The 15,708-nt window shown below is 69.3% G+C and carries 17 protein-coding genes; 6 read left to right on the top strand and 11 right to left on the bottom strand.

Going from position 1 to position 15,708, the window contains the following annotated elements:
* Positions 1-58: 58 nt before the first annotated feature.
* From thiL to GGR33_RS21475, 4 genes are all read right to left on the bottom strand, one after another.
* Entirely contained in the window at positions 59-1,039 is a 981-nt protein-coding gene (gene thiL / locus GGR33_RS21490; protein WP_183509215.1) for a thiamine-phosphate kinase, read from the bottom strand.
* Positions 1,036-1,545 (bottom strand): transcription antitermination factor NusB, encoded by a 510-nt coding sequence (gene nusB, locus GGR33_RS21485; RefSeq protein WP_246413355.1) that lies wholly within the window; start codon positions 1,543-1,545, stop codon positions 1,036-1,038. Before nusB ends, thiL begins: the two co-directional genes overlap by 4 nt.
* Complete coding sequence (gene ribH, locus GGR33_RS21480) at positions 1,542-2,036, bottom strand: 6,7-dimethyl-8-ribityllumazine synthase (RefSeq protein WP_183509208.1); 495 nt, start codon at positions 2,034-2,036, stop codon at positions 1,542-1,544. Before ribH ends, nusB begins: the two co-directional genes overlap by 4 nt.
* A gap of 141 nt (positions 2,037-2,177) precedes the next feature.
* Positions 2,178-2,924, bottom strand: a complete 747-nt coding sequence (locus GGR33_RS21475) for a glutathione S-transferase family protein (RefSeq protein WP_284212070.1) — start codon at positions 2,922-2,924, stop codon at positions 2,178-2,180.
* A gap of 127 nt (positions 2,925-3,051) precedes the next feature.
* Here GGR33_RS21475 and GGR33_RS21470 point away from each other — a divergent pair, with 127 nt between their 5' ends.
* Positions 3,052-3,426 carry a YciI family protein gene (locus GGR33_RS21470; protein WP_183509206.1) on the top strand — a complete coding sequence of 125 codons (375 nt, stop codon included), beginning with the start codon at positions 3,052-3,054 and terminating at the stop codon, positions 3,424-3,426.
* 5 nt (positions 3,427-3,431) lie between these two features.
* Positions 3,432-3,803: a nuclear transport factor 2 family protein gene (locus tag GGR33_RS21465; RefSeq protein WP_183509204.1), complete on the top strand. Its 372-nt coding sequence runs from the start codon at positions 3,432-3,434 to the stop codon at positions 3,801-3,803.
* Positions 3,804-3,809: 6 nt separating this feature from the next.
* On the opposite strand, the gene GGR33_RS21460 is transcribed toward GGR33_RS21465, so the two are convergent.
* From GGR33_RS21460 to GGR33_RS21440, 5 genes are all read right to left on the bottom strand, one after another.
* Entirely contained in the window at positions 3,810-4,448 is a 639-nt protein-coding gene (locus tag GGR33_RS21460) for a riboflavin synthase (protein ID WP_183509202.1), read from the bottom strand.
* A gap of 3 nt (positions 4,449-4,451) precedes the next feature.
* Positions 4,452-5,564 carry a bifunctional diaminohydroxyphosphoribosylaminopyrimidine deaminase/5-amino-6-(5-phosphoribosylamino)uracil reductase RibD gene (gene ribD / locus GGR33_RS21455; protein WP_343068597.1) on the bottom strand — a complete coding sequence of 371 codons (1,113 nt, stop codon included), beginning with the start codon at positions 5,562-5,564 and terminating at the stop codon, positions 4,452-4,454.
* Complete coding sequence (nrdR, locus tag GGR33_RS21450) at positions 5,561-6,091, bottom strand: transcriptional regulator NrdR (protein ID WP_183509197.1); 531 nt, start codon at positions 6,089-6,091, stop codon at positions 5,561-5,563. Before nrdR ends, ribD begins: the two co-directional genes overlap by 4 nt.
* Positions 6,092-6,196: 105 nt before the next feature.
* Entirely contained in the window at positions 6,197-7,498 is a 1,302-nt protein-coding gene (gene glyA, locus GGR33_RS21445; RefSeq protein ID WP_183509193.1) for a serine hydroxymethyltransferase, read from the bottom strand.
* A 158-nt stretch (positions 7,499-7,656) separates the two neighbouring features.
* Positions 7,657-8,649, bottom strand: a complete 993-nt coding sequence (locus tag GGR33_RS21440; RefSeq protein WP_183509189.1) for an AraC family transcriptional regulator — start codon at positions 8,647-8,649, stop codon at positions 7,657-7,659.
* 149 nt (positions 8,650-8,798) lie between these two features.
* Here GGR33_RS21440 and GGR33_RS21435 point away from each other — a divergent pair, with 149 nt between their 5' ends.
* Positions 8,799-9,803 carry an SLAC1 anion channel family protein gene (locus GGR33_RS21435; protein WP_183509184.1) on the top strand — a complete coding sequence of 335 codons (1,005 nt, stop codon included), beginning with the start codon at positions 8,799-8,801 and terminating at the stop codon, positions 9,801-9,803.
* A 49-nt stretch (positions 9,804-9,852) separates the two neighbouring features.
* Here the strand turns inward: GGR33_RS21435 and GGR33_RS21430 are convergent, their stop codons facing one another.
* Together GGR33_RS21430 and GGR33_RS21425 are read right to left on the bottom strand one after the other, a co-directional pair.
* The gene (locus GGR33_RS21430; protein WP_183509179.1) at positions 9,853-10,296 is read right to left on the bottom strand and encodes a DMT family transporter; all 444 of its coding nucleotides are present in this window, start codon (positions 10,294-10,296) and stop codon (positions 9,853-9,855) included.
* A gap of 130 nt (positions 10,297-10,426) precedes the next feature.
* Positions 10,427-11,743, bottom strand: coding sequence for a L,D-transpeptidase family protein (locus GGR33_RS21425; protein ID WP_183509175.1), 1,317 nt, complete (start codon positions 11,741-11,743; stop codon positions 10,427-10,429).
* Between the two features lie 257 nt (positions 11,744-12,000).
* On the opposite strand from GGR33_RS21425, the gene GGR33_RS21420 reads away from it, so the two are divergent.
* From GGR33_RS21420 to GGR33_RS21410, 3 genes are all read left to right on the top strand, one after another.
* Positions 12,001-12,402 (top strand): hypothetical protein, encoded by a 402-nt coding sequence (locus GGR33_RS21420; protein WP_183509169.1) that lies wholly within the window; start codon positions 12,001-12,003, stop codon positions 12,400-12,402.
* Between the two features lie 51 nt (positions 12,403-12,453).
* Positions 12,454-13,443, top strand: a complete 990-nt coding sequence (locus tag GGR33_RS21415; RefSeq protein WP_183509165.1) for a copper chaperone PCu(A)C domain-containing protein — start codon at positions 12,454-12,456, stop codon at positions 13,441-13,443.
* Positions 13,444-13,563: 120 nt separating this feature from the next.
* Positions 13,564-15,705 (top strand): TonB-dependent receptor family protein, encoded by a 2,142-nt coding sequence (locus GGR33_RS21410; RefSeq protein ID WP_183509161.1) that lies wholly within the window; start codon positions 13,564-13,566, stop codon positions 15,703-15,705.
* Positions 15,706-15,708: the final 3 nt, after the last annotated feature.

Raw genomic sequence — 15,708 nt, 5'->3', positions numbered from 1 at the left:
GACCGTCATTCCGGGCTCTCGCCTGCGGCGAGCGCCGGAATGACGGTCGAGGCATCGGTCAAAAGTGGCTGAACGAACCACGCGCGAAGGCCTGCGCCGAGTCGTTCGGACCGACAAAGACCGGAGGCCCCTCCCCGGCCTCGATCGTACCGATCTCCGTGACCGCAACTCCGGCCTCTCGCGCCTCGGCCCGGAAGTCGTCGAGGTTTTTGGGCGGCACTGCGCACAGCACCTCGTAATCGTCGCCACCGGTGAGTGCGGTGGCGAGCAGCGCCGGGTCGAGGAGAAGCGCCTGCCGGGCGGCAGGTGACAGCGGCACGTCTGCGACCCTGACCCGTGCCGTCACCCCTCCCCCGAGCATCTTGCCGAGATCGCCCACGAGCCCGTCGGAGACGTCCATCGCCGCGCGAGCATGCCGGCGCAGGGCCGACGCCAGCGCGAGGCGTGGTTGCGGATGGCGATAGCGGTCGATGAGCACGGCCCGGCTGTCGACATCGAGCGCAGGCGCCGCCGCGCCCTGGATCACGAGCCCGAGCGCCGCATCGCCGATCGTGCCGCTGACGCAGAGCCGGTCGCCCGCCTGCGCGCCCTGACGCCGCACCATCGTGCCGCTCGGAACCTCGCCGAACACCGTCACCGAGAGGAGCATAGCGCCCCCTGCCCTCGTCGTATCGCCGCCGAGCAGCGGGCAACCGAAGGCCTCGCTCGCCTCGCGCAGGCCCTCAGAGAAGCCGGCGAGCCACGCCTCCGTCCAGTCGTCGGGCAGAGCCAGGGTGAGCAAGAAGCCGCACGGGCGCGCGCCCTTGGCCGCGAGGTCGGACAGGTTCACGCCGAGCGCCTTGCGGGCAATGGAAGCCGGCAGGTCGTCGGGGAAGTAGTGGATGCCTGCGACGATGGCGTCGACCGTGACGACGAGGTCGTGGCCGGGGCTCGGCGTCAGGCTTGCCGCATCGTCGCGAAGTCCCTCGGCGCCGGGGCCGGCGAGCGGCGCGAAATAGCGCGCGATCAGCGCCTCCTCGCCGGCGCGCGTCTCCGTCACCCCTGGCGGCCGGCAGGCATGGCCAGCTCTTCGGCGCGCACGTCGCGGGCGACGCGGTCGAGGACGCCGTTGACGAGACCGGGCTCGTCGCCTTCGTAGAAGCTGTGGGCCACGTCGACGTATTCGGAGATGGCCGAGCGGGCGGGCACGTCACGGCGGAACATCAACTCGTAGGCGCCGGCGCGCAGGATGGCGCGCAGCACCGCCTCGATGCGCTTCAGGGGCCAGCCCTTGACCAAAGCCTTGTCGAGCACGGGATCGATCTCGCGCTGCTGGTCGACCGTGCCGCGCAGCAGGTCGCGGAAGAATGTGGCGTCGGCCGGCGGGTGGACGATGCCCTCGACCTCGCTGCCGATCCAGAAGGCCTCGAACTCGGCCAGCGCCTCGATGGTGCCCTTGCCCGAGATTTCCATCTCGTAGAGGGCCTGCACCACGGCGAGGCGGGCGCCGCTGCGCTCGGATTTGGCCTGGGGTGCCATTTTCTTGTCCTGCGGAGATGGGCTCATCGGGCCTGCTCCGCGGCCTGGCGCTTCAGCGCCAGCACGGTGAGGGCCGCGCGCGCCGCGCCGCCGCCCTTGTCCATCTCCTCGCGCCGGGCGCGAGCCATGGCCTGCTCGTGGTTCTCGACGGTGAGGATGCCGTTGCCGAGGGGCAGGCGCTCCGTCACCGACAGATCCATCAGGCCGCGCGCGCTCTCGTTGGCGACGGTGTCGTAGTGGCTCGTCTCGCCGCGGATGACGCAGCCCAGCGCCACGACGGCGTCGTAGGGCTGCTCGGCGCGCTTGGCGGAATCGACCAGGATGGCGATGGCGGCGGGCAGCTCCAGCGCGCCCGGCACGGTGACGAGCGTGGTCTCGGCGCCGGCCTCGTCGAGGGCATGGCGGGCGCCGTCGAGCAGGGCGTCGGCGACGTCGTCGTAGAAGCGCGCCTCGATGACGAGGACGCGGGCGCCGTCGGCATCGATCGGCGCGGACGCCTCGCGGCTGTGAGAGACCATGGAACCGTGATCCGAAGGGAGAAGCGGCGCAACCTCGCGAGCCGTCACCGGCCTTGTCGCGGTGTTCGGGGCGCCGCGAGCGTTAGCCCGGAACGGGCCGGAGCGGCAAGGCGGCGGATGCGAGGCTGATGTGCTCGCGCCTCACGCCGCTTCGGGGAAATACCGCTCGCGCATGCGACGGTCGTAGGCGACGAGGTTGGCGCGCGCCGCAGCCGCGCCGCGCAGCGGCGTCTCGAAGACCGGGCAGAGCAGCCCGGCGATGAAGGCGGACGCCGTCGCGTCCGAGCCCGAGGGCGTGGCGCCGAGGAGATACGGCTTGTCGCCGAGAATGTCGGCGAGCGCCCCGATCGAGCGCATCGCCATCGCCTCGATCTCGGGCTTGGCATGCCGCCCCAGGCCGTGGCCGTGTAGATCCCGGCGCACCTTCCGGCGGATGGCGGCCTTCACCAGCGGCCGCACCGGAGCCGGGACCGCCGCAAAGAAGACGGCCGGTCCGCGCTCGAAATTGGCGTCGTCGCACCAGCGCGCGTGAACCACAGCCCAGTAGAGCTGCTCCTCCAGCATCTTCTCAACGGCCCAGCCCACCGCCCTCTCGGCAGGCCCGTAACCCGCATCGAAGTCGATGCCGTGCGCCCGTTCCAGATGCCATCGGATCAGGGTGGAATCGGCGACCACGGCGTCGCCGTCGCGCAGGTAGGGGAGCTTGCCCTTCGGTGCCTTGCGGAAGCCTCTGCTGTCGGCGGTGAAGGGCAGGCCCGACATCTTCAGCAGCAGCAGCGCCTTCATCACGAAGGGACTGGGATCAGGCAGCCCGAAATTCGGGCCGAAGGTGTAGAGCGTGATCACCGGCTTTTCCCCCTCGTCGGTGGCGCGGAGAGTCGGCCGCACGGGCCGATTCCGTCAAGCCGAGGCCGCGCGGCCGCAAAAAGATTCCGCCCGGCTGTCGGCATCGCTCGCGGCTGCGCGTCTTCAAGCCGAGGCCGGCAGGGCTTCGAGGAATTTCGGGAGGCACCCCATGCGCGTCATGGTGTTGGTCAAGGCGACGGCGGACAGCGAAGCGGGCCAGCTGCCCGCCAAAGAGATGCTCGCGGCGATGGGAGCGTACAACGAGGAACTGAAAGCGGCCGGCATCCTCGTCACAGCCGACGGCCTGAAGCCCTCGTCGAAGGGCAAGCGCGTGGCGTTCGACGGGGCCGACCGGACCGTGATCGACGGTCCCTTCGCCGAGACGAAGGAACTCGTCGCGGGCTTCTGGCTGTGGGAGGTCAAGGACATGGACGAGGCGATCGCCTGGGTGAAGCGCTGCCCCAACCCGATGCCCGGCCCGAGCGAGATCGAGATCCGGCCCTTCTACGAGATGTCGGATTTCGCCGGTCTGTTGGGAGACTGAGCGCGATGGACGAGGACGGGATCGCGGTCGCCCGACGCTGCTACCAGGCTTATGTCGACGGCGACCGCACGGCGATCGAGGCGCTGATCGGCGAGGAGTTCTCGTTCACCAGCCCGGTCGACAACGCCCTCGACAGGAAGACGTATTTCGAGAGGTGCTGGCCGAACCACCGGAATCTCGCAGGCTTTCGCTTCGTGCATCTCGTGGCGGACGCGGACCGGGTCTTCGTGACCTACGAGGCCCGCACGGCGACGGGCGAGGCGTTCCGCAACACCGAGATCCTGACGATCCGCGACGGCCGGCTCGTCGCAGCCGAAGTCTATTTCGGCTGGCCGATGCCGCACCCGGCACCGTCCAGTGGCTTCATCGACCGCTGAGACGTCTCAGGCGCCCAGGCTGCCCCGTGCATCGGTGAGCCGCGCGGCGTAGCGGGCGATCAGGTCGACCTCGAGGTTCACGGGCTCCGCCGCGCGACGCTCGCCCCAGGTGGTCACCGAGAGCGAGTGCGGGATCAGCAGCACCGAGAACAGGTCGCCCTCCACGGTATTGACGGTGAGCGAGGTGCCGTCGAGGCAGACCGAGCCCTTCTCGGCGATGAAGGGCGCAAGCGCGCTCGGCGCGCGCAGGGTGAACCGCGTGCTCGCGCCCCAGGGACCGTCGCTGCCGGTGACCTCCTCGCGCGAGACAATCTCGGCGATGCCGTCGACATGGCCGGTGACGAGGTGGCCGCCGAGTTCGTCGCCGATCTTGAGCGACCGCTCCAGGTTGATCCGGCGCCCCTTACCCCAGGTGCCGAGCGTGGTGCGCGCCAACGTCTCGGCGGCGGCGTCCACGGAGAACCGGCAGCCCGCGCCGTGCGGCTCGATCGCCACCGCGGTCAGGCAGGGGCCGGAGCAGGCGATGGAGGCGCCGAGCGCGATCGTCGCCGGGTCGTAGGCGGATTCGATGACGAGGCGCCGCAGCCTGTCATCGCCCTCGACGGAGACGATGCGGCCGACGTCGCTGATCAGGCCGGTGAACACGGGTCAGGCGCTCCGCTCGTAAGTGACGGTCCGGTCCGGTCCCAGCATCAGGGACTCGGTCTCGCGCAGGTGGCCCCCGGCGAGCGCCTTGTCCAGATGCGGGCCGATCGCCGGAAGGCCACCTGCCGGGCCGATCGCCGTCGGACCGGTGAAGACGGTGAGCACGTCGACGAGGTCGGCTTCGGCCAAGGCGTCGGCGAGGCTCGGTCCGCCCTCGCTGCACAGCCGAGTGACCCCTCGCTCCCCGAGCGCCCTCAGCGCGGCAAGCAGGTCGACGCGACCATCCGTGCCGGAATCGACGCAAACCACCTCGACGCCGAAGGAGGCGAGCATCCGCTTGCCGTGGGCCGGTGCCCTGCGCGTGGTGATCACCAAGGTCGGCACCTCCCGCGCGCCGCGCACCAGCCGGTAGGCCGAGTTCAGCCGCAGATCCGAATCGAGCACGACGCGCAAGGGTGAGCGCTCGGCGAGCCCCGGCAGGCGCACGGTCAGAGCGGGGTCGTCGGCCCGTACCGTACCGATCCCGACGAGGATCGCGTCGGCATGGGCGCGCCAGAGATGCACGGCACCGTCGGCGAGCGGACCGGTGATGCGCAGGCGCTCGTTGCCGGCATGGGCCGCGAAGCCGTCCTGGGTCCGGGCGAGCTTGAGGTGCAGGCTCGGCCGCCCCCGTGTGACGCGGCTGATATGGCCGCGATGGTCGCGGGCCGCCTCCTCGCGCAGCAGGCCGGTTTCGACCGCGATGCCTGCCCCGCGCAGCAGCGCGTGACCCCGGCCCGCGACGCGGGGGTCGGGATCCTCGATCGCCGAGACGACGCGCGTGATGTCGGCTGCGACGATCGCATCGGTGCAGGGCGGCGTGCGGCCGTGATGCGAGCAGGGTTCCAGGCCGACATAGAGGATCGCGCCTCGAGCCGCCTCGCCCGCCATGGCGAGCGCCTGCGGTTCGCCATGAGGGCGTCCGCCCGGAGCGGTCAGGCCCTGCCCGACGATGGTGCCGTCCCTGACGACGACCGCGCCGACGGACGGGTTCGGCCAGGTCCGGCCGAGGTTGCGCCGGCCCAGCGCCAGGGCCAGCCGCATGAAGCGCTGATCGGCCGCCGCCTGCTCCGTCACACCCCTGACTTGACCGGTCGGCCGCGCTTGCGCGGTGCCCCGGCCTTTTCGGGGGCGTCGCCGAAGGGCAGCGTCGCATCGGTGGCGAGCGTTCCGAGCAGGTCCTTGAAGTCCTGCGGCTCGGCGAAGTTCTTGTAGACGGAGGCGAAGCGGACATAGGCGACGTCGTCGAGGCCCTTCAGCCCCTCCATCACCGCCTCGCCGATCGCTTCGCTGGTCACCTCGTTCTCGCCGCCGCTCTCGAATTGCCGAGTGATGCCGGAGATCAGCCGCTCCACCCGCTCGGGATCGACCGGGCGCTTGCGCAGGGCCACGTCGATGGAGCGCTCCAGCTTGTCGCGGTCGAAGGGCACGCGCTTGCCGGAGCGCTTGAGCACGATCAGCTCGCGCAACTGCACCCGCTCGAAGGTGGTGAAGCGTCCGCCGCAATCCGGGCAGACACGGCGCCGGCGGATCGCGGCGGAATCCTCGCTCGGGCGCGAGTCCTTCACCTGCGTATCGGGGCCGCCGCAATAGGGACACCGCATCGAGGGGGCAAACCTGCTGTCGCCAGAAAAGAAAACGGCCGCGGATGTCGATCCGCGGCCGTTTTCTAGCGTGGTGTCGAACGCGCCGAAAGGGCGCCCGCGCGACTAGTAGATCGGGAAGCGCGCCGTGAGGGCGTGCACCTTCTCCTTGACGGCAGCTTCGATCGCGGCGTCACCGCCCTCGCCCTTCTCGACGACGCCGTCGAGCACCTCGACGATGAAGCCGCCGACCTGCTTGAACTCGGCGACGCCGAAGCCGCGCGAGGTCGAGGCCGGGGTGCCGAGGCGGATGCCCGAGGTGATCGTCGGCTTCTGTGGGTCGAACGGGATGCCGTTCTTGTTGCAGGTGATGTCGGCGCGCGAGAGCGCGGCCTCGGCGGCCTTGCCGGTCAGGCCCTTGCCGGTGAGGTCGACGAGCATCAGGTGGTTGTCGGTGCCGCCCGAGGTGATGTGGTAGCCGCCCGAGATCAGCGTCTCGGCCAGCGCCTTGGCGTTCTCGATCACCTGCTGCGCGTAGATCTTGAACTCAGGCTTCAGCGCCTCACCGAAGGCGACCGCCTTGCCGGCGATGACGTGCATGAGCGGGCCGCCCTGCAGGCCGGGGAAGATCGCCGAGTTGAACTTCTTGGCGAGCGCCTCGTCGTTCGTGAGGATCATGCCGCCGCGCGGGCCGCGCAGGGTCTTGTGGGTCGTGGTGGTGGCCACGTGCGCATGCGGGAACGGCGACGGATGCAGGCCCGCGGCGACGAGGCCGGCGAAGTGGGCCATGTCGACGAAGAAGTAGGCGCCCACGGAATCGGCGATCTCACGGAAGCGCGCGAAATCCCAATGGCGCGGATAGCCCGAGCCACCAGCAATGATCACCTTCGGCTTGTGCTCCTCGGCGAGCTTGGCGACCTCGTCCATGTCGATGCGCTGATCTTCGCGGCGCACGCCGTAGGAGACCGGCTTGAACCACTTGCCCGAGACGTTCGGCGGAGCGCCGTGCGTCAGGTGGCCGCCGGCGGCGAGGTCGAGGCCGAGGAAGGTGTCGCCCGGCTGCATGAGCGCCATGAACACGCCCTGGTTCGCCTGGGAGCCGGAATTCGGCTGCACGTTGGCGAAGCCGCAATTGAACAGGCGCTTGGCCCGGTCGATGGCGAGGTTCTCGGCGATGTCGACGAACTGGCAGCCGCCGTAATAGCGACGGCCGGGATAGCCCTCGGCGTACTTGTTGGTGAGCACCGAGCCCTGAGCCTCGAGCACCGCGCGGGAGACGATGTTCTCCGAAGCGATCAGCTCGATCTCGTGACGCTGGCGGCCGAGCTCCTGCTCGAGCGCCTTGGCGAGCTCGGGATCGGTCTCCGTGACGTGGGCGGAGAAGAAGCGGCTGGTGGCGTCGTTGGCGGCTGCTGTACCGGCGCTCATGAAACTGGCCTCGTTGCTTGTTATGGGGTGTCGCGCACCCGGCGACCCGTTGGCGTTCACGGGGGGCGTCTCAGCGCGCATTTAGTACACGCAGGTATGAGGCACGCCAACCGCAGCTGAATTTGCCGCGGGGCTGAAATTTTTTGACGATGGATGCGTCATGAGCTTCGCAAAGCTCGGTATTTCCCCTCCTCGGCACCCGCTTGCGCGGCTGTCCGAGCCGCTCCCCGGACGGCCCCCGGCCTCACCCCGAATTGCCGCTGGAAGGCCCGGCTGAAGGCGCTCTCGGATTCGTAGCCGACCTCTGCGGCGATCCGGGCGAGCGGGTCGTTGCCGGTCTCCAGGCGCTGGCGTGCCAGGCCGAGCCGCAGCCCGGCCAGGAAGGCCAGGGGAGCCGTGTCCGAGACCCGCCGGAAGCTGCGCACGAGGGTGGCACGGGAGACACGGGCGGCGCGGGCGATGTCGTCCAGCGACCAGTCACGGCCGAGATCGCCGAGCAGGGCCGACGAGGCCCGTGCCGTGACCGGGTCGGCGAGGAGGCGCAGCAGGCCGCTGCCCATCACCTCGCGTTCGAGATGCGCGCGCAGCACCATGAGCAGCAGCGCGCTCGCCAAGTCGGTGGCGATGGCCCCCGACCCGGCGCCGGCCCGGTTCAACTCGTCGCGCATCGTCGCCACGAGGGCACGCAGCCGCAGGGAGGTCTCCTCGTCCGCGTGCATCACGACCAGGGGCGGCAGCAACGCCAGGATGGGGCTCGACGAGGCCTGCTCGAAGCGCAGGCGTCCGCAGATCAGCTCGGTCTCAGGTTGGCCTTCGCCGTTGCGGACGAGGCGGACCGCACCGTGCGTCTCGACCGTCCTGGCCGTCTCGATCGCCCCGTCGGAGACGCCGCGCACGGTATGCGCGTCCCCGCGCGGCAGCACCGCGATATCCCCCGACCCGAGCAGCACCGGCGCCTCACCTGCCCGCTCCATCAGGCATCGTCCCTCGGCGACGATGTGGAACGGCGCCCAGCCGGCGGCCTCCGGCGGATGGGCGGAGTGCCAAGCATGGCTGTACCAGCACAGGTCCTGCAGCTCCGGCCGCACCCTGAGCATCGGAGCGAGCCCAGTCAGCGCGTCCGCGGTCTCCTCGTGCGGCCTCCCCTCCATGCGACGTTCCCCGTTAGCCTGCGCCTCGCCCGACCCGGTACCAAGGATTGATCCGAGCGGACATGAGGATGCGCCGGGCGGCCATCGCGGCCTGCGCCGTCCCGGCATAGTTCTCAGTCCAACGACCCTCCGTCGTGGGACTTCCTCCGATGACCACCATCCCCCTCTCCCCCGCCGAGGCCGGCGCCGCGCCGCGCCGGCAATACCTCGCCTACTTGCCCGTCAGCCTGTTCGGCTCGGTCATGGGACTGACCGGGTTGAGCGTCGCCTGGCACCTCGCGGCGTCGCGCTACGGCGCTTCTCCCTGGATCGGCGACGCGATCGGTTGGCTCGCCGTGGTGGCCTTCGTGGCGCTCGCCCTCGCCTACGGCGTGAAGGCGGCGACGGCGCCAGAGGCGGTCCTCGCCGAGTTCAGGCACCCGATCGCGAGCAGCCTGTTCGGCACCGCCATCATCAGCCTGCTGCTGCTGCCGATCGTGCTGGTGCGCTACAGCGCGCCACTCGCCGACGGCCTCTGGATCGCCGGCACCGTCCTCATGGTGCTGTTCGCCTGGCATATCGTCAGCCGCTGGATGAGCAGCCGGCAGCAGGCCGCCCATGCGACGCCGGCCTGGATCGTCCCGGTCGTCGGATTGCTCGACGTGCCGCTGGCCGTGCCTTCGCTGCACCTGCCCATGACGCAGGAGATCAGCCTGTTCGCGTTCAGCGTCGGCCTGTTCTTCGCGGTGCCACTGTTCACGCTGATCTTCTCGCGGCTGCTGTTCGAGGAGCCGATGCCGGCGGCCCTGCGGCCGACCCTGATGATCCTGATCGCGCCCTTCTCGGTGGGCTTCACCAGCTACGTCGCCACCACGGGGCGCATAGACACCTTCGCCGAGGCGCTGTTCCTGCTGTCGCTCTTCTTCCTGGCCGTGCTGCTGCGGCAGCTGCGCGACCTGCCCTTCGCCTGCCCATTCCGGCTGTCGTGGTGGGCCGTCAGCTTTCCCCTGGCGGCGACGGCGGGGGCGGCCATCCGCTACGCGGACCATGCCGGGCACGCCGTCTTCGACGTGGTCGCCCTGGCCATCCTGGCGCTCGCCACGCTGGTGATCGCTGGTCTCGCGATCCGCACCCTGATCGGAGTCGCCAGAGGTGAGCTGAAGGCGCTCAGCTGACGGGAGCGGCATCGCACGGCCGGCCGACGAGGCCGGCCGTGACGCATCGTCAGAAAGCGCAGATCAGACCGACGCCGGCGACCATCAGGATGGCGCCGAGCAGGCGCGGCAGCCCGACCTCGCGTATCGGCGCACCGAGCAGGCCGAAATGATCGAAGGTGAGCGAGGTCAGGATCTGCCCGACCATGAACAGAGCGACGACCGTAGCGGCGCCGAGCCTCGGCAGCAGGAAGATGATCCCGATGATGTAGAGCGCGCCGAGGCAGCCGCCGATCCAGGCGAACCACGGCGCCCTGGTCACGACCTGGATCGACGGGAGCGGCTCGCGGATGGCGATCAGGACGAGGCTCAATGCCAGGCCGCCAGCGAGGAAGTTCGTGAGACCTGCCCAGAAGGGCGAGCCGAGGGCAGCCCTGAGATTCGCGTTGGCAACTTGCTGAAGCACGAACGCCGCGCCGCCGAGGAGCGCAGCGAGGTGAAGGCCGGTCGCCATGATGGGAGCCAAGGCGGTGTTCTCTTTCGCGAGCCGAATGAGGAAAGACCCGCACCTCTGTCGAGAGGAGCGGGTCTTTCAGTGACGTCTGCGCGAGGCTCGAAGAGCCTCGGTGCCGATGCCGAAAAGATCAGTTGTCTTCGTCGAACTGCTCGAAGCGCTCGGGCTGAGTCGAGGCGGCGCTGGCCACCGGCGTCGGCGCCTCGATGGTCGAGGGCACGTTGACGCCGTCGCGCTTGTAGATGTCGTCGCGGAACTGGACGGTGCCGTCCGGGGTCGCCCAGGCGGTGATGTAGGTCCAGTAGACCGGCACGGGCTGGGTCAGGGTCGCGTCGATGCGCTGGCCGCTCTCCACGGCCTGTTCGACATGGGCGCGGTCCCAGCCGGGCGTGTCCTTGAGGAGCCACGTGATGTACTCGCGCACGTTCTGCAGACGAACGCAGCCCGAGGAGATGAAGCGGAAGTCGTCGCCGAACACGCCGCGCGAGTTCGTGTCGTGCATGAACACGCCGTAGGGGTTCGGGATGTTGATGCGCACGACGCCCATCGAGTTGAAGTCGGCGCCCGAATCCTGGCGGTAGCGGAACTGCGTGCCCTCGTTCGAATTCCAGTTCACCGAGCGTGGCGAGACCTCCGTCTCACCGCGGAAGATGCGGATCTTGTTGTCGGTGAGGTAGTTCGGATCCTTCTGCATCTTGGGGATGAGGTCCTTCTTCACGATGGAAGCCGGGACCGTCCAGAAGGGGTTGAAATTGATCTGGGTCGCCTTGGTGTTCATGATCGGCGACTGGCGGTCGATCTTGCCGACGCCGGCGGCGTGGATCGTCACGACCTGACCGTTCTCCACCGTCTGCACCAGGGCGGCGGGCAGGTTGGTGATGACGAAGCGGTGGCCGAGATCGCCCGAATAGGAGCGCAGGCGGATCAGGTTGGTCTCGAGCTGGCGCAGGCGGATGTCGGCCGACACGTTCATGGCGGCTTGCGTCGCCGGGCTCATCTGGCCGGTCTGGCTGAGGCCGTGGCGGGCCTGGAAGCGCTTCACGCCGGCCGCGACGTAGGAATCGTAGATGCCGCCGGCTCCCGCCTGGGCGTCGAGGTCGCCGGTGGCGATCAGGCGCTGGCGCAGGGCGCCGACGGCGGGGCCGCGCGAACCGATCCGCAGGCTGCCTGCACCGGAGACGGGCTGCCAGCCGCCATGCGAGACGATGCCCCGATACTTCTCGATGACCTGCTCGGTCGCCGCGATGGTCTGCGGGGAGAGGATCGGGGTGGAGGAGCGGCGCACCTGCATGGTCTGCGGCGCCGCGTAATCCTGGGCCCATTCGGCTTGGCCGGCATCCTCGCGCGCCGAGGCGGGCGACACGAGCGGACATAGAAGCGCGGAGCCGGCCAGCAGGGCGCTGGCGAGGCGGAGGGCGGGGCGGGTGGTGGTGGCCTGGTTCAGCATCGATCCAATGCTCTGATCCGGTTGAGAAGGCGGAGATACGGAGCCGGCCTGACTCGATACGCGCCGGAAATCGCCTGCCGCCCTTGATGTCGGGCTAGCGTTAAGAACGCATGATCACCGGGCCATATTGTGGCGCTCGGCAGCTTGACCGTGCGAAGCCACACATCGGGGTGGATTGCGGCGCCCGGGCAACAGCGCAGCCGACGTCTCCGTGCGAGATCTGGTCCTCCGAGAAACGCCGGTCTAAAGGGACGGCGATGAGGTTGGCTGGCACCGGAACGGGAGAAGGCGTGCGCATTTTGCGCAGGCTGACGGCCGTCCTGGCGCTCTATGCCCTGGTGATTCAGTCCTTCCTCGGCGGGATCGCGGCCTTCCCGTCGGCCTCGGCCTCCGGCCTGCCCTTCGACGTGCATTGCCTCGACCGTTCCGACGGAGCCGACCGCACCGATCCGGGCGTCCCCCACGCACCGGCCCACCAGCATTCCTGCTGCTGCACTGCGGCGCATCCTCCCGCCGGCATGCCGCCGCTGGCCACCACGGCATCGATCGCCTGGCGGCCGCGTCTCGCCGTCCGGCTCGTCTGGCGGATGGCCTCGGCCGCCCCGGCCCGCGCTCCTCCCCGCACACTCGCCAGTGCCCGAGCACCCCCCGTCGTCTGAACCGATCGTCCTGCTTCTCGCACCAGATCCTTCAGACCTCGGGAATTGTTCATGTCGAATCGTCTCTGCCGGGCCGCGCTGCTCGTTGCCCTCCCCTTGACCCTCTCCGTGTCCGCCGCGCTCGCCCATGCCGTGCTCGAGCGCAAGGAAGCCGCTCCCAATGCGAGCTATCGCGGCGTCGTGCAGATCATGCACGGCTGCGACGGTGCTGCGACCACCCGTGTCACCGTGACCATCCCGGAGGGCGTGATCGGCGCCAAGCCGATGCCGAAGCCCGGCTGGCAACTCGCCACCACCAAGGGCAGCTACGCCAAGGCCTATCAATCCTTCCACGGCAAGGTCTCGGAGGGCGTCACCGCGATCACCTGGAGCGGCGGCAGTCTCGGCGACGACGAGGTCGACGAGTTCACTTTCTTCGCCCGCATCAGCGACGATTTCGCTCCGGGCTCGACCGTCTACTTCCCCGTGGAGCAGGAATGCGCCGGAGCCGGCGGCAAGGGCGGGATCGCCTGGACGCAGGTTCCTCAGGCGGGACAGAACCCGCACGACCTCAAGACGCCGGCGCCCGGCGTGAAGATCGTCGCCGCGAAGACGGGCACAGCGGCGGCCGTCGTACCGGTCAAGGCGGGCGACCTCTCGATCGAAACCCCGTGGCTGCGCGCCACCCCGGGCGGCGCCAAGGTGGCCGGCGGCTACGTCACCATCGCCAATTCCGGCGCCCAGCCGGACAAGCTGATCGGCGCCTCGATCCCGCAGGCGGCCCGAGCCGAAGTCCACTCGATGTCGACCGAGGGCGGCGTGATGAAGATGGCTCCCGTCGAGGGCGGCCTCGCTGTTCCGGCCGGCGGCAGCGTGGCGCTGAAGCCCGGCGGCTTCCACCTGATGTTCCTCGACCTGAAGGACGGCCTGAAGGCCGGCGAGTCGGTCCAGGGCACGCTCGTCTTCGAGCGGGCAGGGACCGTACCGGTGACGTTCAGCGTGGCGCCGATCGGCGCTCAGGGACCGGGGGGCGCCTCCGCCGGGGCCGAGCACCAGCATTAGCGGCTGATCTGCACGCAGCCGCAGGGCTGCGCGCGCGAAAAAAAACTCCTTCTCTCTTTCGACGACCCGCAGCCCCTCGCCCATGCGTGCGAGCGCGGCGCGGGCGTGGAGCCGACGACCATGTCCCTCACCTCCTCCAAGGGCGGAGCCGGCGCGCTCGCCTGCCTGCTCCTGACCTCGACGGCCGCTTTCGCCGAGCCGCAATCCGCCACCCTGCCCGAACTCAGCGTCGAGGGCGTCGCGGCGACGCCGCGAGCCGGCTCGCTCACCGTCCCGAGCGTCGCCGAGCAGCGCAAGGCCGTGAATTCCACTGTCGGTTCGGTTGCCTTCGTCGACGCGGACGAGTTCAAGAACAGCTACGCCAACACCCTGCGCGACGTCCTCAAGGACACGCCCGGCGTCTTCGTGCAGGAGCGCTACGGCCAGGAGCTCAGGCTCTCGGTGCGCGGCTCGGGCGTTGCCCGCGGCTTCCACCTGCGCGGGATCGAACTTCTGCAGGACGGCATCCCGCTCAACCTCGCCGACGGCAGCGGCGACTTCTACCAGGTCGATCCGCTCTCCCTGCGCTCGGCTGAGGTCTACAAGGGCGGCAACGCTCTGACTTTCGGCGCCACCACTCTCGGCGGCGCTGTCAACCTCGTCACGCCGACCGCGTACACCGCGTTTGCACCCAATATCTATCGGATCGACGGCGGCAGCTTCGGCACCATCCGCGAGAACTTCCAGGTCTCGCGGATCTCCGGCCCGGTGGACGTCCTGCTCAGCGGCACCATCACCAATTCGGACGGCTACCGGGTTCACGAGACCCAGCGCACCCAGAACTTCAACGCCAATCTCGGCTACCAGATCGCGCCGGGCATCGAGACCCGGTTCTATGCGGGCGTCTTCCTGACCGATCAGAAGCTGCCCGGCTCGCTCAGCCTGTCGGATGCCCTGAACAATCCGCGGATGGCCAACCTCTCCGCCCTCACCGGCAACCAGTCGCGCCAGGTCGAGACGGAGCGGCTCGCCAACCGCACCTCCTTCGCCCTCGACGTCGGGCGCCTCGACGTCGATTCCTGGGTGATTCACAAGAACCTGTACCACCCGATCTTCCAGGTGATCAACCAGGACGGTTTCACCTACGGCATCTCCCCGCACTGGTCCGGCACCTTCGACATCGGCGGCTTCCGCAACGACACCATCCTCGGGGTCAGGGCCTTTGCCGGCGTCAACGACGCCCGGCAGTACCTCAACACCTCGGGCTACCGCTTCACCCAGACCCTGAACTCGGTGCAGAGCGCCTCGAACTACGAGGCCTATGGCGAGAACCGCTTCTGGTTCCTGCCCGACGTGGCGCTGATGACCGGCCTCAAGGCCTTTTCATCGAACCGGACCTACAGCGACAAGGGCGGGCTGCCGGCCGTGCCCAATGCCAACCCCGCCCTCAACTTCGCCGGCAACCTCGTCGGCAAATACGCCAACGCGACCTATCAGGGCATCAACCCGAAGGTCGGGCTGATGTGGCAGCCGCTGCCGGACATCCAGGTCTTCGGCGACATCACCCGCAGCCGCGACGTCCCGGACTTTTCGGATTTGAATCAGGTGATCGGCACGACGACGCAATTCGTGCCGCTGCGGGCCCAGCAGGCCTGGACCTACGAGGCCGGCACGCGCGGAAAAATCGACCGGCTGAGCTGGGACGTGACGCTCTACCGGGCCGAGATCCGCGACGAGCTGATCAACTTCTTCGCCAATCCCGGCGCGGGCATCCCGGCGGCGACCTTCAACGCGCCGCGCACCGTGCACCAGGGCGTGGAAGCGGCGGTCTCGCTCGAGGTGCTGCGCGACCTGACCGGCATCGGCGACACGCTCACCGCGACGCAGATCTGGACGCATAACGAATTTCGCTTTGTGAACGACCCGCAATTCGGCAACAACCGGATCGCCGGCATCCCGCAGGACGTGCTGCGCACCATCCTGACCTACACCCATCCGAGCGGCTTCTACGTCTCGCCGTCGATCGACTGGGTGCCGCAGGGCGCCTTCGCGGATCACGCGAACACCCTGAAGGTGCCGGGCTACGCGCTGGTCAACGTGCGCACGGGCATCGACTTCGCCAACGGCATCTCGCTGTTCCTTGATGCCCGCAACCTCACGGACGAGCGCTACGTCTCAGACGTCGCCGTGGTGACGAACGCCTCGACCGTGCCGGGCGGACCGGCGGCCTTCTATCCCGGCAACGGCCGCTCTTTCTTCGGCGGGGTGCGCGCCTCGTTCTGAGGT

It is taken from the genome of Methylobacterium brachythecii (assembly GCF_014196345.1).
In the GTDB taxonomy this organism is placed as follows: domain Bacteria; phylum Pseudomonadota; class Alphaproteobacteria; order Rhizobiales; family Beijerinckiaceae; genus Methylobacterium; species Methylobacterium brachythecii.
This window is presented reverse-complemented; position numbering and strand designations above follow the sequence as displayed.